Origin of the sequence: Mesorhizobium sp. CCNWLY176 (genome assembly GCF_037153935.1) — a bacterium.
Classification (GTDB): Bacteria; Pseudomonadota; Alphaproteobacteria; order Rhizobiales; family Rhizobiaceae; genus Mesorhizobium_M; species Mesorhizobium_M zhangyense.
The window spans coordinates 83,449-104,042 of the sequence record NZ_JBBBDZ010000008.1 but is presented as its reverse complement, the minus strand read 5'-3'; the positions used below and the strand labels follow the sequence as shown (position 1 = coordinate 104,042).

General features: G+C 60.8%; 19 protein-coding genes. 11 read left to right on the top strand and 8 right to left on the bottom strand.

Annotation, left to right across the window (positions count from 1 at the left end):
- Positions 1-61: 61 nt before the first annotated feature.
- Complete coding sequence (gene glnA / locus WBQ96_RS15110) at positions 62-1,471, bottom strand: type I glutamate--ammonia ligase (RefSeq protein WP_165113706.1); 1,410 nt, start codon at positions 1,469-1,471, stop codon at positions 62-64.
- Between the two features lie 60 nt (positions 1,472-1,531).
- Positions 1,532-1,870 (bottom strand): P-II family nitrogen regulator, encoded by a 339-nt coding sequence (locus WBQ96_RS15105; RefSeq protein WP_091913600.1) that lies wholly within the window; start codon positions 1,868-1,870, stop codon positions 1,532-1,534.
- A gap of 361 nt (positions 1,871-2,231) precedes the next feature.
- Here WBQ96_RS15105 and WBQ96_RS15100 point away from each other — a divergent pair, with 361 nt between their 5' ends.
- Positions 2,232-3,785, top strand: coding sequence for an NAD(P)H-hydrate dehydratase (locus WBQ96_RS15100; RefSeq protein WP_336551153.1), 1,554 nt, complete (start codon positions 2,232-2,234; stop codon positions 3,783-3,785).
- A gap of 380 nt (positions 3,786-4,165) precedes the next feature.
- On the opposite strand, the gene WBQ96_RS15095 is transcribed toward WBQ96_RS15100, so the two are convergent.
- Positions 4,166-4,924, bottom strand: a complete 759-nt coding sequence (locus WBQ96_RS15095; protein WP_336551152.1) for an SDR family NAD(P)-dependent oxidoreductase — start codon at positions 4,922-4,924, stop codon at positions 4,166-4,168.
- A 101-nt stretch (positions 4,925-5,025) separates the two neighbouring features.
- Between WBQ96_RS15095 and WBQ96_RS15090 the strand changes: the two genes are divergently transcribed.
- On the top strand, positions 5,026-5,661 hold the full coding sequence (locus tag WBQ96_RS15090) for a TetR/AcrR family transcriptional regulator (protein ID WP_336551151.1): 636 nt from the start codon (positions 5,026-5,028) through the stop codon (positions 5,659-5,661).
- Here WBQ96_RS15090 and WBQ96_RS15085 read toward each other — a convergent pair.
- The 3 genes from WBQ96_RS15085 to uvrA are packed head-to-tail and all read right to left on the bottom strand — an operon-like array spanning position 5,639 to position 9,932.
- Positions 5,639-6,445 carry a DUF72 domain-containing protein gene (locus WBQ96_RS15085; RefSeq protein WP_336551149.1) on the bottom strand — a complete coding sequence of 269 codons (807 nt, stop codon included), beginning with the start codon at positions 6,443-6,445 and terminating at the stop codon, positions 5,639-5,641. The two genes, WBQ96_RS15090 and WBQ96_RS15085, sit on opposite strands and share 23 nt — an antisense overlap.
- A 26-nt stretch (positions 6,446-6,471) precedes the next feature.
- On the bottom strand, positions 6,472-6,969 hold the full coding sequence (locus tag WBQ96_RS15080; protein WP_336551147.1) for a GNAT family N-acetyltransferase: 498 nt from the start codon (positions 6,967-6,969) through the stop codon (positions 6,472-6,474).
- Positions 6,970-7,010: 41 nt separating this feature from the next.
- Positions 7,011-9,932 carry an excinuclease ABC subunit UvrA gene (uvrA, locus tag WBQ96_RS15075; RefSeq protein ID WP_336551145.1) on the bottom strand — a complete coding sequence of 974 codons (2,922 nt, stop codon included), beginning with the start codon at positions 9,930-9,932 and terminating at the stop codon, positions 7,011-7,013.
- Positions 9,933-10,826: 894 nt separating this feature from the next.
- Here uvrA and WBQ96_RS15070 point away from each other — a divergent pair.
- Positions 10,827-11,351, top strand: a complete 525-nt coding sequence (locus tag WBQ96_RS15070) for a dual specificity protein phosphatase family protein (protein WP_336551143.1) — start codon at positions 10,827-10,829, stop codon at positions 11,349-11,351.
- Positions 11,352-11,562: 211 nt separating this feature from the next.
- A complete protein-coding gene (ssb, locus tag WBQ96_RS15065; RefSeq protein WP_336551140.1) occupies positions 11,563-12,090 on the top strand; it encodes a single-stranded DNA-binding protein in 528 nt (175 codons plus the stop codon).
- A gap of 92 nt (positions 12,091-12,182) precedes the next feature.
- Here ssb and WBQ96_RS15060 read toward each other — a convergent pair whose 3' ends face one another.
- A complete protein-coding gene (locus WBQ96_RS15060) occupies positions 12,183-12,815 on the bottom strand; it encodes a MarC family protein (protein ID WP_336551138.1) in 633 nt (210 codons plus the stop codon).
- A gap of 254 nt (positions 12,816-13,069) precedes the next feature.
- Here WBQ96_RS15060 and gyrA point away from each other — a divergent pair, with 254 nt between their 5' ends.
- Entirely contained in the window at positions 13,070-15,877 is a 2,808-nt protein-coding gene (gene gyrA / locus WBQ96_RS15055) for a DNA gyrase subunit A (RefSeq protein ID WP_336551137.1), read from the top strand.
- Between the two features lie 74 nt (positions 15,878-15,951).
- Here the strand turns inward: gyrA and WBQ96_RS15050 are convergent, their stop codons facing one another.
- A complete protein-coding gene (locus WBQ96_RS15050) occupies positions 15,952-16,086 on the bottom strand; it encodes a hypothetical protein (RefSeq protein WP_091913611.1) in 135 nt (44 codons plus the stop codon).
- A gap of 172 nt (positions 16,087-16,258) precedes the next feature.
- On the opposite strand from WBQ96_RS15050, the gene coaD reads away from it, so the two are divergent.
- Genes coaD through tgt form a run of 6 tightly spaced genes read left to right on the top strand, consistent with a single transcriptional unit; the run spans position 16,259 to position 20,582 of the window.
- Positions 16,259-16,759, top strand: a complete 501-nt coding sequence (gene coaD, locus WBQ96_RS15045) for a pantetheine-phosphate adenylyltransferase (RefSeq protein ID WP_165113732.1) — start codon at positions 16,259-16,261, stop codon at positions 16,757-16,759.
- A gap of 17 nt (positions 16,760-16,776) precedes the next feature.
- Positions 16,777-17,367, top strand: a complete 591-nt coding sequence (locus tag WBQ96_RS15040) for a peptidylprolyl isomerase (RefSeq protein WP_442920838.1) — start codon at positions 16,777-16,779, stop codon at positions 17,365-17,367.
- A gap of 28 nt (positions 17,368-17,395) precedes the next feature.
- Positions 17,396-17,911 (top strand): peptidylprolyl isomerase, encoded by a 516-nt coding sequence (locus WBQ96_RS15035; protein WP_165113736.1) that lies wholly within the window; start codon positions 17,396-17,398, stop codon positions 17,909-17,911.
- A gap of 18 nt (positions 17,912-17,929) precedes the next feature.
- Positions 17,930-18,379 (top strand): DMT family transporter, encoded by a 450-nt coding sequence (locus WBQ96_RS15030; protein WP_336551133.1) that lies wholly within the window; start codon positions 17,930-17,932, stop codon positions 18,377-18,379.
- Entirely contained in the window at positions 18,379-19,455 is a 1,077-nt protein-coding gene (queA, locus tag WBQ96_RS15025) for a tRNA preQ1(34) S-adenosylmethionine ribosyltransferase-isomerase QueA (RefSeq protein ID WP_336551132.1), read from the top strand. The genes WBQ96_RS15030 and queA overlap by 1 nt, the downstream gene beginning before the upstream one ends.
- Positions 19,452-20,582: a tRNA guanosine(34) transglycosylase Tgt gene (gene tgt / locus WBQ96_RS15020; RefSeq protein WP_336551131.1), complete on the top strand. Its 1,131-nt coding sequence runs from the start codon at positions 19,452-19,454 to the stop codon at positions 20,580-20,582. Before queA ends, tgt begins: the two co-directional genes overlap by 4 nt.
- Positions 20,583-20,594: the final 12 nt, after the last annotated feature.

The following is a 20,594-nucleotide window of genomic DNA, read 5'->3' as shown; positions in this document are numbered from 1 at the left end:
TTCAAACAAAAACCCCGGCGTTTCCGCCGGGGTTTTTGTTTTTCAGCGATGTGAACTCGCCTTACACCGAATAGTACATGTCGAATTCGACCGGGTGCGGGGTCATTTCGAAGCGCATCACTTCGGCCATCTTCAGTTCGATATAGGCGTCGATCTGGTCGTCGTCGAAGACGCCGCCGGCCTTGAGGAAGCCGCGGTCCTTGTCGAGGCTCTGCAGGGCTTCGCGCAGCGAACCGCAGACGGTCGGGATCTTCTTCAGTTCCTTCGCCGGCAGGTCGTACAGATCCTTGTCCATCGGCTGGCCGGGGTGGATCTTGTTCTTGATGCCGTCGAGGCCGGCCATCAGCAGAGCCGCGAAAGCGAGGTAGGGGTTCGCGCCCGGATCGGGGAAGCGGATTTCGACGCGCTTCGACTTCGGCGACGAGCCGAAGGGGATGCGGCAGGAGGCCGAGCGGTTGCGCGCCGAATAGGCAAGCAGAACCGGCGCTTCATAGCCCGGAACCAGACGCTTGTAGGAGTTGGTCAGCGGGTTGGTGAAGGCGTTGATGGCCTTGGCGTGCTTGATGATGCCGCCGATGTAATAGAGGCAGTTTTCCGACAGGCCAGCATATTCGTTGCCGGCGAAGGTCGGCTTGCCGTCCTTCCAGATCGACATATGGACGTGCATGCCCGAACCGTTGTCGCCAAAAATCGGCTTCGGCATGAAGGTTGCAGTCTTGCCGTAGGCGTTGGCGACCTGATGCACGACATACTTGTAAAGCAGCATCTTGTCGGCGTTGCGCACGAGTGCGTCGAACTTCACGCCGAGCTCGTGCTGGGCGGCAGCGACTTCGTGGTGGTGCTTTTCGACGCGCACGCCCATTTCGGTGAGCACGGTCAGCATTTCCGAGCGCATGTCCTGGCAGGAATCGATCGGCGGAACCGGGAAGTAGCCGCCCTTGACGCGCGGACGGTGGCCGAGGTTGCCGGTCTCGTAGTCGGTGTCGTCGTTGGACGGCAGTTCGGTCGAGTCGAGCTTGAAGCCGGTGTTGTAGGGGTCGGCCTTGTACTTGACGTCGTCGAAGACGAAGAATTCGGCTTCCGGGCCGACGAAGATGGTGTCGCCGATACCTTCTGCCTTCATGTAGGCTTCGGCCTTCTTGGCGGTGCCGCGCGGATCGCGGTTGTAGGACTCGCCGGAGACCGGATCGAGAATGTCGCACAGGATGACCATGGTCGACTGCGCGAAGAACGGGTCCATGTGGACGGTTTCCGGATCGGGCATCAGAACCATGTCGGATTCGTTGATGGCCTTCCAGCCGGCGATGGACGAGCCGTCGAACATGACGCCATCGGCGAACATGTCTTCCTCGACCTCGGAGATATCCATCGTCACATGCTGGAGCTTGCCCTTCGGGTCGGTGAAGCGCAGATCGACAAATTTTACGTCGTTGTCCTTGATCTGCTTGAGAATGTCCTTGGCTGTCGTCATGTCGCGTTTCCTGTGATTTTAATGATGGCGTTGAAAACGAAATTCCGTCGGCCTGGCCGATCAGATGGCGTCGATGCCGGTTTCGCCGGTGCGGATGCGCACCACTTCCTCGATGTTGGAGACGAAGATCTTGCCGTCGCCGATGCGGCCCGTCTGGGCCGCCTTGCGAATGGCCTCGATCGCCGCTTCGACGGATTCGTCGCCGAGCACAACCTCGATCTTCACCTTGGGAAGGAAGTCCACGACGTATTCAGCGCCGCGATAAAGCTCGGTATGGCCCTTCTGTCGGCCAAAGCCTTTTGCTTCGGTGACAGTAATGCCTTGCAGCCCGGCCTCCTGAAGCGCTTCCTTCACTTCGTCGAGCTTGAAAGGCTTGATGATCGCTTCGATCTTTTTCATGTAAAATGCGGCCTCCGCTAGGGACTGTACGGGTGTCGCCCCGCTTGCGCATCACAAAGCAGGAAGCGTGCCAGATGCCTACAGGCGCAACAAACCTTCTTCGAATCCACAAAGATCGAAAAAAATTGCGTTTTTCGGGCAAAGCGCAGGGCGCTTAAGCGATACCCTGAATATCGCTTATCGGAGTGCTTTTGCAACGGGGTAAAATCTGTGCATTCCGCCTAAATTTTGGGCATTTGCATTTTGTTTGCGCCGGATTCTACGCGACGCGCGGAACATCTATCTTGTCGTCCTGCATTTCGGCGGGCCGGTGCGGTGTGCTAATCATGATTTCCCCAAAGGGGTCGAACGGGCTGCTCGCATGTCGCATGAAATCCTGATACCCGATGAAATGGCCAAGGCCGATCGCCTCGCGATCGAAAGTGGGCCTTTCGATGGATATGCGCTGATGCGCAATGCCGGTGCTGCTGTCGCGGCGCTTGTACTGGCGCGCTTTCCGTCCGTGTCATCGATCCACGTCCTTTGCGGGCCGGGTAATAATGGTGGTGACGGCTATGTTATCGCCCGATTGCTGGCTGAGGCTGGATGTGCGGTGGTGCTGTGGGCCGAAGGAACGCCGAAACCCGGGAGCGATGCAGCGCTGGCTGCTGCAGATTGTACGGTAACACCACAATCATTAGCCGGCTTTGAAATCGGGCCGGATGCGCTGGTAGTCGACGCTCTTTATGGAGCAGGGCTATCGAAGCCCCTTTCAAGTGAGGCCGGTCGCGCTGCGCAGATCGCCGCGGACATGAATGTCCCGGTCGTTTCGGTCGATCTGCCGTCCGGCGTTTCCGGCGAAAGCGGCATGGTATTCGGCGAGGCTTTTCAGGCGACGGTTACGGTCACCTTCGCGCGCAAGAAGCCCGGCCACCTAATCCTGCCGGGGCGCAATTTCTGCGGCGAGGTCGTCGTGGCGGATATCGGCATCGGCGACGAAGTGATTGGCGAAGTCGGCGCGCGCTGCTTTGAAAACATGCCGGCGCTTTGGCTGGATCAGTTTCCGATGCCTGCGCTGGACGCCTACAAATACAGTCGTGGTCATGTTGGCGTCTTTTCAGGCAGACCCTCGGCGACCGGCGCTGCCCGGCTGGCTGCGATGGCGGCGGCGCGAATTGGGGCAGGGGCGGTCACCGTGCTTTCCCCATCGCTTTCGCTTGCCGTCAACGCCAGCCATCTGACCTCGATCATGCTGCGCAAGGCCGACACGCTGGAGGAAGTGTTCGGCTTTCTCGATGCGCGCCATCCGGAAGCGCTGGTCTACGGCCCTGGGCTGGGACCGGAGCCGGGCGTCGGAAACTTTCTTCTCGATTTGCTGGCGGCGGCGGAAAATTCGCCAAAGGGGCTCGTGCTGGATGCCGACGGGCTGACGTCGCTAGCCGCGCAGCCTGAGGCATTGTTTGCCGCCTTGCATCGCATGGGCGCGCCACGGGCGATCCTGACGCCGCATGAAGGGGAGTTTCGCCGGCTGTTTCCGGGCATTGCCGAGGACGAAAAACTGTCGAAGCTGGAAAAAGCCCGCGCCGCGTCTCGGCTTTCCAACGCCGTTGTCGTCTACAAGGGGCCGGACACGGTGATCGCAGCGCCTGACGGGCGGGCCGCGATCAATTCCAACGGCACGCCTTTGCTGGCAACGGCAGGTTCCGGCGACGTGCTGGCGGGCATCTGCGCCGGCCTGCTGGCTCAGGGCATGCCTGCCTTCGAAGCGGGATGCGCCGCCGTCTGGATACACGCCGATGCAGCGCAGCGGTTTGGGCCGGGGCTGATCGCCGAGGATCTGCCGTTGGCGCTGCTTTCTGTCCTTCGGAATTTGCGGGAGCCCGGCGCATTGCCTGTACCACCAGGCTCCCTAGCTGCGGGGAAAACCCTGAGCTAACACCGGAAAAATCCGCATGCGCGCCTCAACGCCGTGGGCGCTGTTTCGTTCCGCTGCGCATCAAGATGGAGGGGCAACTCCTGGCGGGCGGCAGTCGGGATTCGACCATTCCTGGCAAGGAGAGCCCGGGTCTTCTCCATTGTTGTGCTTGGCCAGTTTGGAGAAGGCAAACGCAAAGCCCGCCAGAAGCACAAGCACCAGTGTCAGGCGTATTGCCATCATTCATCCTGGTTGGGTGGTATCCCCGCCACTCACCTGTTCACGGCAAGTCTAGACCTTGTGAGATGAATTAAAAACCCGAGCCCTACAATTTTGATACCTGAAGCTCACTACGGTCTTTGCGCCGTTGGCCTCGCCGCGCGAAAAGCGACGTTTCGGAATCAGGCGTTGGCGCCGCCATCGATGATCAATGCGGCTCCCGTCATGAAGCGGCCTTGCGGGCCAGCCAGCCACGCGACCAATCCGGCGATGTCGTCGGGGGAGCCGTATTTCGGTATCGCCATCCGGCCGCGCTGGGCGTCGGCGTGGTCGCTGTCGGCGGGGTTCATATCGGTGTTGGTGGAGCCGGGATGCACGACATTGACGGTGATGCCGCGCGGGCCGAGATCGCGCGCCAGGCCCTTGGTCAGGCCGACAAGTGCCGCCTTGCTTGCCGAATAGAGGCCGATACCTGCATCCGGCACGCGTTCTGCAAGATTGCTGCCGATCGATATGATGCGTCCGCCTTCGGGCATGACGGCTGCGGCTGCCTTCGATGCGATGAAGGGAGCGCGGAAATTGACCGCCATCGTTTCATCCAGCTGTTCCAGCGTTACCGTGTCCAGGGGGCCGGCGTGCCAGATGCCGGCGCTGTTGACGAGAATGTCGAGGCGTCCAAGCTGCGCGATGGTGGTTGCCACCGATGCTTCGACCGCCTTGGCGTCGGTGTTGTCGGCCTGTATCGCCAGGCCGCGCCGGCCAAGCGCTTCGATCTCCTTCACGACTGCTTCGGCTTTTTCGGCCGAGCGCACATAGGTCAGCGCGACATCGGCACCGGCGCGGGCCAGTTGCCTTGCGATCGCAGCGCCGATGCCGCGGCTGCCGCCGGTCACCAGTGCGACCTTGCCCCGGAGTTCGATCGTGTTTTCGTGGGTAGACATTTTGTTCACTGCCTTTCTATATCAATCAATACAAAATAGATGGCAACCTTGCCTGCGCCAGTCAAGTGATTTATGTATCGATCACAACAGAAAGGTATTCGATGTCTCAGAAGGGCCGGCCACGCAGCTTCGACCGCGATGAAGCCTTGCGGCGGGCGATGCGCGTATTTTGGCAGAAGGGCTATGATGGAGCGTCGCTGTCGGACCTGACGGCCGCCATGGGCATCAACTCGCCCAGCCTCTACGCCGCCTTCGGATGCAAGGAAGCGCTGTTTCGCGAAGCGGCCGATCTCTACAGCGCAACCGAAGGCGTCGATATCTGGAAAGCGTTCGAAAGCCCGAGCACGGCGCGGGAAGCGATGGCGAATTTTCTGCGCGCCTCGGCAATCGCGTTCAGCGAGCCCGGCGATCCGAAGGGATGCCTGATCGTGCTTGGCGCGCTCAATCCCAGCGACGGCAATCTGGAGGTCTTCCGCGATCTGAGCCACAGGCGGCAAGCCAATGTGGAAGACTTCAAGAATCGCCTGAAGCTTGCAATCGAACAGGACGAATTGCCAGAGACGATCGACTGTGAGGCGATCGCCGTCTTCTATCTCGCTGTCCAGCAAGGCATGTCGATCCAGGCGCGCGACGGAGCTTCGCGCGAAAGGCTGCTTTCGATCGGCGAAGGAGCAATGGCTGCGTGGGACGGCCTGACGTCAGGCTCGGCGGGCATCAGCCCTTCACGCGCTCCATGAAAGCCATGGCGCCATGCGGCGCATGGACCTTGCCGGAGGTTATGAAGTAGACGAAGACGTCGCGCGGTTTCACCGGCGCGTCGCTTGAAGGATCGGCGCGTGGCAGATCGTCCGGCACGCCGCCCTGCGCCCATGTTTTTGCACGAGCGACCCATTCGACCAGCGCCTTCGGTGCGTAGCAGGTCGGAATATCGTCCGAGCCTGTCTGCAGCCGTGCGTAGACGAAATCACCGGTGACGTCGGCAATGGCGGGGTAGGTGGCATGGTCGGCAAAGACGATGGCGACATCGTGCTTGCGCGCCAACGCGACGAATTCCGGCACGACGAAACTCGGATTGCGCACCTCGACGCAGTGGCGCAATTTCACGCCGTCCTGCTTTTCCGGCAGCAGTTTCAGGAACGCGCCGAAATCGTCCTCGTCGAACTTCTTGAACGGTGCGAACTGCCACAGGATCGGCCCGAGTTTCTCGCCGAGTGCTGCAACGCCGGACTCGAGAAACCGCATCATGGATTCGCCGGCCTCACCGAGCACCTTGCGGTTGGTGACGAAGCGATTGCCCTTCAACGCGTAGACAAAGCCGTCCGGCGCCTCATTGGCCCATTTGACGAAGGTCGGCTCCTTGAAGCTGGAATAATAGGTGCCGTTGACCTCGATGGTCGGCACCTGCCGGGTCGCGAATTGCAGCTGCTTGGCCTTGGACAGCTTTTCCGGATAGAAGGATGTGTCCCACGGCTCGAACGTCCAGCCGCCCATGCCGGCGCGGATTTTTCCGGAATTGCTCATTGCTTCTCCTCCGTTTCTACATTCGGTCAAGCGACATCGATCGCTTGGGCCTGTCCCGCATCTTCCGCAGGAGCTACATCCTTCGCCATATCGACAACTACCCAGCCTGGCCGAACGGGATTTGGCCGGCGGCCCGTCTCGTGAAAACCATAAGCCAGATAAAGCGCAATGTTCCGCTCCATCCGGGCATTGGTGTAGAGCCGTATCTCCGGCAAGGTGGCCGCGCGAGTCCTGTCCTCCAGCCAACGCAGCAAGGTGACGCCGAGGCCCTTGCCCTGGAACGCAGGGGAGACTGCGATACTGAAGACCAGTAAATGATCTTCGTGCAGTTCGAACACCACAAGCCCTGCCAGTTCGCCATCGCTTTCCAGCAGCCAGACCTCGCCGGCGTCAATCCGAGGTGCGTAGTCCTCGGTAACGGGGATCGGCGGTGCGCCAAACAATGCCGTGTAGGGCGCATAGGCCTGCTCGGTGAGCGCTACGACGGCCGACAAATCGTCGGAAAGTGCTCTTCTGATCTGCATAGAGGCCCTTTCCGAATGACTAGCGCCTTGATGCGCCCACTCTATTCCGCAGCTTCGGCCTTCCTGCCCGGGCGTCGCCCCAGCAGTTCCTTCAGGAACTGCCCCGTATAGCTACGCGGTTCCTCGGCGATATCTTCCGGGCGGCCTGAGGCCACAAGTTCGCCGCCGCCGTCGCCGCCTTCAGGACCGAGGTCGAGCACCCAGTCGGAGGTTTTTATCACTTCGAGATTGTGCTCGATGACGACGACCGTATTGCCCTGTTCGACAAGCTCATGCAGCACTTCAAGAAGCTTTGCTACGTCATGGAAATGCAAGCCGGTTGTCGGCTCGTCGAGGATGTAGAGCGTCTTGCCTGTGGCCTTGCGCGACAGTTCCTTGGCGAGCTTGATGCGCTGTGCCTCGCCGCCCGACAGCGTGTTGGCCTGCTGGCCGACATGGATGTAGCCGAGGCCGACCTTGGCCAGCGTTTCCAGCTTGTCGCGCACGCCGGGCACGGCGGCAAAGAACTCGACGCCTTCCTCGACCGTCATTTCCAGCACGTCGGCGATCGACTTGCCTTTGAAAGTGACGTCCAGCGTCTCGCGGTTGTAGCGCTTGCCGTGGCAGACGTCGCAGGTGACATAGACGTCGGGCAGGAAGTGCATCTCGATTTTTATCACGCCGTCGCCCTGGCAGGCTTCGCAGCGACCGCCCTTGACGTTGAACGAGAAACGGCCGGGCGCATATCCGCGCGCCTTGGCTTCCGGCAGGCCGGCGAACCAGTCGCGGATCGGCGTGAAGGCGCCGGTATAGGTCGCCGGGTTCGAGCGCGGCGTGCGCCCGATCGGCGATTGGTCGATGTCGATGACCTTGTCGAGGAATTCCAGCCCTTCGATGCGGTCATGGTCGGCCGGATGCTCGCGCGAACCCATGATGCGGCGCGAGGCGGCCTTGAACAGCGTCTCGATCAGGAAAGTCGACTTGCCGCCGCCCGAAACGCCGGTGACGGCAGTAAAAGTGCCGAGCGGGATTTCGGCGGTGACGTTCTTCAGATTGTTGCCGCGCGCGCCGACGATCTTTATGCGCCGGCCCTTCTTCATCTCGCGACGATGCCGCGGCATGGAGATTTCGAGCTCGCCGGTCAGATATTTGCCGGTGATCGAATTGGGGTTGGCCATGACTTCGGCCGGCGTGCCTTCGGCAATGACATTGCCGCCATGGATGCCGGCGGCGGGGCCGATATCGACGACATAGTCGGCGGTCAGGATCGCGTCCTCGTCATGCTCGACGACGATGACCGTGTTTCCGAGGTCGCGCAGGTGCTTGAGCGTGTCAAGCAGGCGGGCATTGTCGCGCTGGTGCAGGCCGATGGACGGCTCGTCGAGCACATAGAGAACGCCGGTGAGGCCCGAGCCGATCTGCGAGGCCAGGCGAATGCGCTGGCTTTCGCCGCCCGACAGCGTGCCCGAATTGCGCGCCATGGTCAGATAATCGAGGCCGACATCGTTGAGAAAGCGCAGGCGCTCGCGGATCTCCTTGAGGATGCGCACCGCGATCTCGTTCTGCTTGTCGTTGAGCGAGGCAGGCAGGTCCTCGAACCAGCCATTGGCCTTGCGGATCGACAGTGCCGTGACCTCGCCGATATGCTTGCCGGCGATCTTTACCGCCAACGCTTCAGGCTTCAGGCGAAAGCCGTTACAGGTCGGGCAGGGCGTCGCCGACATGAAGCGCTCGATTTCCTCGCGCATCCAGGCCGATTCCGTTTCCTTCCAACGGCGCTCAAGGTTCGGGATGACGCCCTCAAAAGTCTTGGTAGTCTTGTAGGAGCGAAGCCCGTCGTCATAGGTAAAGGCGATTTCGCGTTCGCCGGTGCCGCGCAGTATGGCTTCCTGCGCTTCCGCGGTCAGGTCCTTGAACTTGTCGCCGAGCTTGAAGCCATAGACCTTGCCCAGCGCTTCCAGCGTCTGGGAATAGTAAGGCGATGTCGATTTCGCCCACGGGCTGACGGCGCCGTCGCGTAGCGAGACATTGTCGTCGGGCACGATCAGGCTGGCATCGATGGCGCGCTGGTTGCCGAGGCCGTCGCAGGCCGGGCACGCGCCGAACGGGTTGTTGAAGGAGAACAGCCGCGGCTCGATCTCAGGAATGGTGAAGCCGGAAACCGGGCAGGCGAATTTTTCCGAGAACAGGATGCGCTCATGCGTCTCGTTCTTCGACTTGTTGACGGAATCCTCGCCGGTCTGGCTGGCGTCCAGCGGCTTGTCGGCGAATTCCGCGACAGCCAGCCCGTCAGCCAGCTTCAGCGCGGTCTCGATCGAATCCGCAAGCCGCGTCGCCAGATCGCCGCGCACGACGACGCGGTCGACGACGACGTCGATGTCATGCTTGTACTTCTTGTCGAGCGCCGGAACATCGGCGATCTCATAGAAGACGCCATCGACCTTGACGCGCTGAAAGCCCTTCTTCAGGAGTTCGGCCAGTTCCTTGCGGTACTCGCCCTTACGGCCGCGCACCATCGGCGCCATGATGAAGAGACGTGTGCCTTCTTCCAGCGCCAGCACGCGGTCGACCATCTGCGAAACCGTCTGGCTCTCGATCGGCAGGCCCGTCGCCGGCGAATAGGGCACGCCGACGCGCGCGAACAGCAGGCGCATATAGTCGTAGATTTCGGTGACTGTGCCGACCGTCGAGCGCGGATTGCGCGAGGTCGTCTTCTGCTCGATGGAGATGGCCGGAGACAGGCCGTCGATCTGGTCGACATCCGGCTTCTGCATCATCTCGAGGAACTGGCGCGCATAGGCCGAAAGGCTCTCGACATAGCGGCGCTGGCCCTCGGCATAGATCGTATCGAACGCCAGCGACGATTTGCCGGAGCCTGAGAGGCCGGTCATGACGATCAGCGAATCCCGGGGAAGGTCGAGATCGATGTTTTTCAGATTGTGTTCGCGCGCGCCGCGAATGGAAAGATATTTATGGTCGACCATGCCGGGTCTGCCGCCTCGATCAGGAATTTGTCGGATTGGCTGGTTTATCCGGCCAACCGGTCATGTAGGTATTTTTGCCGCTCTGTCGAGGGACGCATCGTCCCTCGCTGTCAGCAGGGTTTAGCCGCCTTTGGCCGCGCGGAGCAAGCAGAAAGAACAAAGGCCGAACACGCTACTGACATATTGTGCATAAGCCATATGGCTTTGTTACAGGCCGATCACATTTTTGCCGGCAAGGCTTCGCGCGGTTGACGCACAAAAATCGAAGGAGCAGACTTCAAAGGTCATCTGGAGCCGAGCATCCTTCGATGTTCTTCGCAGCCGGTAGGCGGTTTGCGAGACGCCGCAAACGAGCGAATAAGCGCTTCGGAAGACTTTGGAGAAACTGACACAGGAGCGAGGCATGACCCCACCTGATAGTTCCCAATGGCTCTGCGAATGCGCGGAGCCGCGCCAGGCATAAGTGCCGGGCTTGCCCGGCAGACTGTGACCTGCCGTTCCCAAAACGAAAATCAGAGACCACTAGTCGGATCGTTGGCTGAAGCCGCGTAGCATCCGAAAGCAAAGCCGGTAAAACACTCCCGGCAGTTGGCAAGAATGTCATCAAAGCCTCGACCGCTCTTGAATGAGCGGCGAGGCTGTTTTCGTGATCCGGGCCGACATCCCCCTCGAAAACGTGGTTTGACGCCACAATAACAAATCTCCGCCGCCGTGCCGCCTCACGGCTAACCGCGATTTGCCGCAATCGCCGAGGAAATTCGCGCCTGCCAATGCCGACGTCCTTTTTCATCAAGACAAGGCAACGCCCGGTTTCGCGAGGCCTTGAGTATGACGTTGTTTGGAAAGCGGTTGGCGCCTGCGCGGGCGGGCGTCTGGATCTCAGTGGCTTTCGCAGTGCCGCTGCTGGCGCTCGGCGCATTCCTTTGTGACCTGCAACTGTCCGGAAACTTCCATACGGTCGTGCCCGGCGAGTTCTATCGGGCGGCGCAGCCGACGCCGCGCCAGTTGGGAGAATACGCTGCGAAGTATGGCGTGAAGTCCGTTATCAACCTCAGGGGGCCGCATAATGGCTTCGCCTGGTACGAGGCCGAGAAGGCGGAAAACGCAAAACTTGGGATCAAGCAGATCGATTTTCGCGTCAGTTCGATCACGGAGATGGACAGCAAGCAGATCGCCAGGCTTGTTGCGATAATGCGCAAGGCCAGGAAGCCGCTGCTCGTTCACTGTCAGTCGGGCGCTGATCGCAGCGGGCTGGTATCGGCACTCTATCTGGCTGCGGTCGATGGTGTGGATGTCAAAGAGGCTGCGCGCCAGCTTTCGATCCGATATGGGCATTTTTCGATGCCGTTCAGCCGGACCTACGCCATGGATCTGACTTTGAAAGCTTTTGGCGCCGCGGCCGGTCATCCCAGCGGCTGAGTTTTCACGCAATCGACGCTTTCAATCAAAAAGACATGGAATTTGATGGTAGCGCTTGAAATGCGACGAGTTGGAGTATAGAACAAAATGAGAACAAACAACTTGTGGACAGAGCCTGAATTTCATCCCCGTTGTGGCCGGGATGGTGTCTATGGGCTAAGGTGTGCCGGCGAATTTGCCGGTTTTGTTAGGATAAGCGCGGAGCGGTGTCATGGCGGGTAGCGTCAATAAGGTCATTCTGGTTGGTAATCTCGGCGCGGACCCGGAAATCAGGCGGTTGAACTCGGGCGAACCGGTCGTCAACATTCGTGTCGCCACCTCCGAAAGCTGGCGCGACAAGAATTCCGGCGAGCGCAAGGAAAAGACCGAGTGGCACAACATCGTCATCTTCAATGACAATCTCGCCAAGGTCGCCGAGCAGTATCTGAAGAAGGGCATGAAGGTCTATGTCGAGGGTCAGTTGCAGACCCGCAAATGGACGGACCAGACCGGAAACGAGCGCTACACGACCGAAATCGTGCTGCAGAAATTCCGTGGCGAGTTGCAGATGCTCGATGCGCGCGGGCAAGGCGGCGACGGCGGCCAGGTAAGTTACGGCGGTGGCGGTGGCCGCGGTTCGGATTTCGGCCAGTCCGGCCCGAACGATGACTTCAACCGTGGCGGTGGCGGCGGTGGTGGTGGAAACCGAGGCGGTGGTGGCGGTTCGTCACGTGATCTCGACGACGAAATCCCGTTCTGATTGATTTTTCGCGGGGGCGTCCGACGCTCCCGCGAACTCATTTTCTGTCTAGAAAGACTTTGCTGGCAGTCTTGCTGGCTCCCGAAAACCGATCAGCCTGCCGTCACCATCGCCTTGATGCCATCGGCAACGAACTGCACTGCAAGCGCGGCCAGGATCACGCCGAGAAGTCGCGTCAGGATCGAGCGCCCGGTCTGGCCGAGCAGGCCGTCGATGCGTTCCGCCAGGATGAAGACGAGGTAGGTGAGGGCGAGGCACAGGAAGATGATGCCCACCAGCGCTGCCTGCGCGGCCCAGCCCTGGAACGAGCCTGACAGCAGCACCGTCGCCGAGATGGCGCCGGGACCCGCGATAAGCGGGATCGCCAGCGGAAACGCCGCGATGTTGTGGATGTGATCCTTGGTGATTGCGACATCCGATATTTTTTCCTTCCGATCCTGCCGCTTTTCAAAAACCATCTCGAAGGCAATGAAAAACAACAGAAAACCGCCGGCGACGCGGAAGGCCGGCAGGGTGATGCCGAACACTGACAGGATCGATGCGCCGGCAATGGCAAACAACGCCATGACGCCGAAGCCGATGACGCTGGCGCGGATCGAAACCTGACTGCGCTGCGCGCGTGTCATGCCCCGCGTCACCGCCAGAAAGATAGGTGCCAGCCCCGGCGGGTCGATGGTGACCAGGAGCGTCACGAAGGCGTTGAAAACACTATCGAAATTCGGCATCCCGCGTCCTCCTGCGCGCAGGCTACATTGCCGGCTTTCCGCGCGCCAGTCCCCTCACAGCAAGATCAGGGCAAAGGCCTCCCGATTTCTTGGGAGGCATATTTTCGACATGGTGTCGCAGGATTGCCCGAATCGTCGGTATCCATTTGAATTTGTGACGAAAATCAGTTCTGGAAAAAAGCGCTCGGTATTGGTGAAATCGGTATCGTTCCTATATAAGAGGGCAGTGATTCTCCTAGTTTAAGTGATCCGATTTGACCGACCAGAAAATACCGGGTGGACCCGGCGGCCCCTCCGATATCGAGCCTATCTCGATCATCGAGGAGATGCAGCGTTCCTATCTCGACTATGCGATGAGCGTCATCGTCAGTCGTGCGCTTCCGGACGTTCGCGACGGGCTGAAGCCGGTTCACCGGCGTATCATGTTTGCCGCCCATGAGAGCGGCTACCACTGGAACCGCAAATATGTGAAGTCGGCGCGCCCCGTCGCCGACGTCATGGGTAAATACCACCCCCATGGCGACGCCTCGATCTATGACGCCTTGGTTCGCATGGCGCAGGATTGGTCGCTACGCGTGCCGCTGATCGACGGGCAGGGCAATTTCGGCTCTATCGACGGCGATCCGCCTGCGGCGATGCGTTATACGGAATCGCGCCTGACCAAGGTTGCGCACGAGCTTCTGGAGGATATCGACAAGGATACGGTCGATTTCCAGGAGACCTATGATGCGTCCGGCCGCGAGCCGCGCGTTCTACCGGCGCGCTTCCCCAACCTTCTGGTCAACGGCTCCGGCGGTATCGCGGTCGGCATGGCGACCAATATTCCGCCGCACAATCTGAGCGAAGTCTGTAATGGTGCCATTGCGCTCATCGACAATCCGGCGATCGACCTGCCGGCGCTGATGGAAATCATTCCGGGTCCGGATTTCCCGACCGGCGGCATCGTTCTCGGCCGCTCCGGCATTTATAACGCCTATTCGACCGGGCGCGGCTCCATCGTCATGCGCGGCAAGGTCGCCATCGAGCAGATCCGCAACGACCGTGAAGCCATCATCATCACCGAAGTTCCCTATCAGGTGAACAAATCGACGATGATCGAGAAGATGGCCGAGCTGGTGCGCGACAAGCGTATCGAGGGCATTTCCGATATTCGCGACGAGTCCGACCGGCAGGGTTACCGCGTCGTTATCGAATTGAAGCGTGATGCGGTTGCCGACGTCATTCTCAACCAGCTCTACCGTTTCACGCCGCTGCAAACGTCTTTTGGCGCCAATGTGGTTGCGCTGAACGGCGGCAAGCCGGAAGTCCTCACGCTGATCGACATGCTGAAGGCGTTCGTCGCCTTCCGCGAAGACGTCATCAGCCGCAGGACGAAATTCCTGCTGCGCAAGGCGCGTGATCGCGCCCATGTCTTGGTCGGCCTGGCTATTGCCGTCGCCAATATCGACGAGGTCATCCGGGTGATCCGGCAGGCGCCCGATCCGCAGACGGCGCGCGAACAGTTGATGGAGCGCCGCTGGCCGGCGCGCGATGTCGAGTCGCTGATTCTGCTGATCGACGATCCGCGCCATCGCATCAACGACGACGGCACCTACAATCTGTCCGAGGAACAGGCACGCGCCATTCTGGAGCTGCGTCTGCAGCGCCTGACGGCCCTTGGCCGCGACGAAATCTCGGACGAACTCAACACCATCGGCGACGAGATCAAGGATTACCTCGACATCCTGTCGTCGCGCGCGCGCATCCAGCAGATCGTCAAGGATGAGCTTGCCGCCGTCCGCGACGAGTTCGGCACGCCGCGCCGCACCGAGCTCAGCGACGGCGGCTCGGACATGGACGACGAGGACCTGATCCAGCGCGAGGACATGGTCGTCACCGTCAGCCATTCCGGCTACATCAAGCGCGTGCCGCTTTCGCTCTACCGGGCGCAGCGCCGCGGCGGCAAGGGCCGCTCGGGCATGTCGACCAAGGACGAGGATTTCGTCACGCGGCTGTTCGTTGCCAATACGCATACGCCGGTGCTGTTCTTCTCCTCGCGCGGCATCGTCTACAAGGAAAAGGTCTGGCGCCTGCCTATCGGCAATCCGCAGTCACGCGGCAAGGCTCTGATCAATATGCTGCCGCTGGAACAGGGCGAGCGCATAACCACCATCATGCCCCTGCCCGAGGACGAAACGAGCTGGGGCGAGCTCGACGTGATGTTCGCCACCACGCGTGGCACCGTTCGCCGCAACAAGCTCAGCGACTTCGTCCAGGTCAATCGCAACGGCAAGATCGCGATGAAGCTGGAGGAGGCCGGCGACGAGATTCTCGGCGTCGAGACCTGCACCGACAATGACGACGTGCTTTTGACGGCAGATACCGGCCAGTGCATTCGCTTCTCAGTCGGTGACGTGCGCGTCTTCCAGAGCCGCAACTCCGTCGGCGTTCGCGGCATCAGCATGGGCGAAAAGGACCGCGTCATCTCGATGGCGATCCTCGAACATGTCGATGCGGACGCGCCGGAGCGTGCGGCCTATCTCAAGCGTTCGGTTGCCGAACGGCGTCTGGCTGCCGATGCATCTGTCGGCGAAGAGGAAGAGATCGCGCTGACCAACGAGGAAGTCGGCGAGGAAGCCGACATCTCCGAGGAACGCTACCAGTTCCTGTCGCAGCATGAGCAGTTCGTGCTGACGGTCACCGAATATGGCTACGGCAAGCGTTCGTCTTCCTATGATTTCCGTCTGACGGGGCGTGGCGGCAAGGGTATTCGTGCCACCGACGTGTCGAAGGTCGCTGAAATCGGCCGCCTCGTCGCGACCTTCCCGGTTGGCAACGAGGACCAGATCATGCTGGTTTCCGATGGCGGGCAGGTCATCCGCGTGCCAGTCAACGGTATACGCTTCGCCAGCCGCGCCACCAAAGGCGTCACGATCTTCAATACGGCAGATGGTGAGAAAGTCGTCTCCGTCGAGCGCATTTCCGAGCCGCAGGGCGACGAAGAGGCGGATGAGATCGTTATCGAAGGAACGGCTGAAGGTCCGGTGGAAAACGGGCCCGAGGATCAAGCTCCGACCGAGTAATACCAAGGAGCGCGGAAGTATTGCTTTCGCGCTAACCCACCTCGCCGGAAACGGTGAGGTGGTGGTTCAAGAAATCAGCGGGGACCGAAACCGTTCGAGCGAGCCTTCTGTTCCTGAAGGCGCATGCGTTCCGACTCTTGATGGATGCCGAAAGCGGTTGCGATCAACATGGCGATAGTCATTGCAGCAGCGAGCATGTAAATCATCATGGTCTTGTTCTCCTGACCTCGATAACGATGATGTGGCGATTTGGTTTCATGTTTTCCAGATCACGCTACTTCGCATTGCTTGAACTTGTCGTGATCGCTCCATTCATGCGGTGTTCATTCTGCGCCTGTGAGCAGATTGCCTTTGGTCACGCTGCCCGCTAGAAACCACGCCATGACAGAGCGCATCGCCATCTATGCCGGGTCGTTCGACCCCTTGACCAACGGCCATCTCGACGTGCTGAAGGCCTCGCTTGCCATCGCCGACACGGTGTTTGCAGCGATCGGCATTCATCCCGGGAAGAAACCGCTGTTTGCTTTCGAGGAGCGCGTCGGCCTCATCGAACAGTCGATCGCCACCGAGTTCGGCAAGGATGCCAAGCGCATCAAGGTCGTTTCTTTCGACGGCCTGGTCATCGATGCAGCCAAAGAGCACAACGCTTCGATCATGATCCGCGGCCTGCGTGACGGCACCGATCTCGACTACGAGATGCAGATGGCCGGCATGAACGAGACCATGGCGCCCGACCTGCAGACGATATTCCTTCCGGCCAGCCCGTCGGTTCGCACCATTACCGCCACACTTGTCCGCCAGATAGCGTCGATGGGCGGCGATATCCGGCCGTTCGTGCCAAAAGTGGTCGCCACTGCGCTGACTGCAAAATTCGCAAAGTAAAGGGAGTGGAGATGTCCATGCAGCTGAGAAAGCTTGCTTCGTCGTTCGTCGTCATCGCCGGTCTTGTCGGCTCGTCGTTTTCCGCCTTCGCGGCTGAGCCGGAAAACACCATGGTCATCACCCTGAAGGGTGGCGATGTTACGGTTGCGCTTCGGCCCGACCTCGCACCGAAGCATGTCGAGCAGATCAAGGCGCTGGTGCGCGAAGGCGCCTATGACAACGTCGCCTTCCACCGCGTCATCGACGGTTTCATGGCCCAGACCGGCGACGTCGAGTTCGGCAATATGAAGTCTGGCTATAACGCCGAGCGCGCCGGCACCGGCGGCTCGAAGAAGCCCGATCTTCCGGCCGAATTCTCCTCGAGCGAACATTTCGTGCGCGGCACGGTCGGCATGGCTCGGGCCCAGAACCCGAATTCGGCGAATTCGCAGTTCTTCATCATGTATGCACCCAATCCCGGCCTCGACGGCGACTACACCATCGTAGGCAATGTCGAGAGCGGCATGGAGTTCGTCGACGGCATAAAAAAGGGTGATGCGGCCGCCAACGGGGTTGTCAGCAGTCCCGACCGCATGATCAAGGTGCGCATCGCCGCCGACGGCAAGTAAACCAAAATTACGAAAAAGGAAATTTGTTATGGCCGAAATCAAGGATCGCGAAAACGCGCTCATCATGGAAACCACGAAGGGCAAGGTCGTCATCGAACTTCTGCCCGACCTGGCGCCCGGCCATGTCGGCCGCATCAAGGAACTGGCCCGTGAAGGCGCCTATGATGGCGTGGTCTTCCACCGCGTCATCGAAGGCTTCATGGCGCAGACCGGCGACGTCAAGTTCGGCAAGTCCGACGGCCCGAGCTTCAACCCGTCGCGCGCCGGCATGGGCGGTTCAGACAAGCCGGACCTGAAGGCCGAATTCTCCAACATGAACCACGCGCGCGGCACCTGCTCGATGGCCCGTTCGCAGAACCCGAATTCGGCAAATTCGCAGTTCTTCATCTGCTTTGAGGATGCCGGCTTCCTCAACCGCCAGTACACGGTCTGGGGCCAGGTCATCGAAGGCATGGACAATGTCGACAAGATCAAGCGCGGCGAGCCGGTTCAGGATCCCGACAAGATCGTGTCGCTGAAGGTCGCGGCAGACGTCGCGGAATAACAGGTAGGGCAGGCCGTTATGGCGGGGGTTCTCTGGTCACTGATTGGCATTCTGGCTGGCGCTTTCATCGCCATACAGGCGCCGATCAATTCCGAGCTCAGCAAGGGGCTCGGACTTCCCGTCGCTGCGGCCGCCTTTTCCTTCCTGTCGGGCGCGATCGTGCTCGGCATCGTCTCCTTCGCCATCACGCGCGCCCAGGGCATTTCGCTCGACTGGCGCGCGCCTGCACCCTGGCTGTTCGTCGCCGGCGGCATGCTCGGCGGCGCCTATGTCACCAGCGCCACCATCCTGACGCCCAAGCTGGGTGCTGCGGCGCTGATGGCGTTTCTCGTCACGGGCCAATTGCTTGCCGGCATGCTCATCGATCGTGTCGGCTTTCTTGGCGTTGCCGTCCGCGAAATTTCGGTTGGCCGCATCGCCGGAGCGATGCTGCTGCTCGCCGGCGCGCTGATGATCCGCATCTACTGATGCGCGTCGATCTTTTCGATTTTGAACTCCCGGAAGAGCGCATTGCATTGCGCCCGGCTGAACCGCGCGATTCCGCGCAGCTTCTGGTCGTCAGGCCCGGAGAATCTCTGGAGGACAGGCATGTCGGCGACCTGCCGCAGCTGCTCCAGCCCGGTGATCTGCTTGTTTTCAACGACACCAAGGTCATCCCGGCCCAATTGAAAGGCATCAGACGGCGCGCCGAGGCTGCCGCGCATGTCGATGCCACGCTGCATATGCGCACCGGCCCGGATCGCTGGCTGGCCTTTGTCCGCCCGGGCAAGCGTGTGGCCGCCGGCGACCGCATCCATTTCGGCCATGACGGCAATTCCTGTTTTCTCGGCGCGCTTGACGCCACCGTGCTCGAAAAAGGCGAGGGCGGCGAGGTGCTACTCGGTTTTGACTTGTCCGGCCCGGTACTCGATGAGGCGCTGCATAGCGTCGGTCACATCCCGCTGCCGCCGTATATCGCCTCGAAGCGTCCCGACGATGCGCGCGACCTGACCGACTACCAGACCGTCTATGCTCGCGAAGAAGGGGCAGTCGCTGCCCCGACCGCGGGGCTGCATTTCACGTCGGCGCTTTTCAATGCGCTCGACAAGCGCGGCATCGAGCGCCATTTCGTGACGTTGCATGTCGGTGCCGGCACGTTCCTGCCGGTGAAAGTCGACGACACCGCCGATCACAAGATGCATGCCGAGGTCGGCCATGTGTCGGAAGAAACGGCAAACGCGATCAACAAGGCCCGCGCCGAGGGTCGCCGTGTCGTCGCCGTCGGTACGACCTCATTGCGATTGCTGGAAAGTGCAGCGAGCGAAAGCGGGCAGTTAGCCGCTTGGTCCGGCCCAACCGATATCTTCATCACGCCGGGCTATCGCTTCCGTGCCGTCGATGTGTTGATGACCAATTTTCACCTCCCACGCTCGACGCTGTTCATGCTGGTCTCGGCCTTCGCCGGAACGGACACGATGCGCGCGGCCTATGCGCATGCCATCGAAAACCGCTACAGATTCTACTCCTATGGAGATTCCAGTCTCCTGTTCAGGGCCGATCCATGAGCACCGAATTTTCCTTCAAGGTTCTCGCCACCGACGGCAAGGCCCGGCGCGGTGAGATCACCATGCCGCGCGGCACCATCCGCACGCCGGCCTTCATGCCGGTCGGCACCGGCGGCACGGTCAAGACCATGTATATGGACCAGGTGCGCGATCTCGGCGCCGACATCATCCTCGGCAACACCTATCATTTGATGCTGCGGCCGGGCGCAGAGCGCGTCGCGCGGCTCGGCGGCTTGCACGAATTCGCCCGCTGGCCCTATCCGATCCTGACCGATTCCGGCGGATTCCAGGTCATGTCGCTGTCGAAACTGCGCAAGCTCAATGAACAGGGCGTGACCTTCCGCTCGCATATCGACGGCGCGGCCTATGAAATGTCGCCCGAGCGCTCGATCGAGATCCAGGGCCTGCTCGATTCCGATATCCAGATGCAGCTGGACGAATGCGTTGCGCTACCGGCCAAGGACAAGGATATCGAGAAAGCGATGGAGCTTTCGCTGCGCTGGGCCGAACGCTGCAAGGTGGCCTTCGGTGAACAGCCGGGCAAGGCGATGTTCGGCATCGTGCAGGGCGGCGACAAGCCGGCATTGCGCGTGCGTTCGGCGCAGGCGCTGAGTGGGCTCGGGCTGAAAGGCTATGCCGTCGGCGGGCTGGCGGTCGGTGAGCCGCAGGAAGTCATGCTCGACATGCTCGACGTGACCTGCCCGGAACTGCCGACTGAGAAGCCGCGCTATCTGATGGGCGTCGGCACGCCCGATGACATCGTCAAATCCGTGGCGCGAGGCATCGACATGTTCGACTGCGTCATGCCGACCCGCGCCGGCCGTCATGGCCTTGCCTATACGCGGCGCGGCAAGGTCAATCTTCGCAACGCCCGCCATGCCGACGATCATCGTCCGCTCGATGAGGAAAGCGACTGCTCGGCGGCGCGCGACTATTCGCGTGCCTACCTTCATCACCTGGTCAAGTCGCAGGAGGCGCTGGGCGCAATGCTTTTGACCTGGAACAATCTTTCCTATTATCAGCGCCTGATGCAGGACGTTCGCGACGCGATCGAGGCCGATGCCTTCGTCGACCGCACGGCGGAGATTTCGGAAGGCTGGGCGCGGGGCGACATTCCGGCGCTGTGAGGTTGGGCTCCT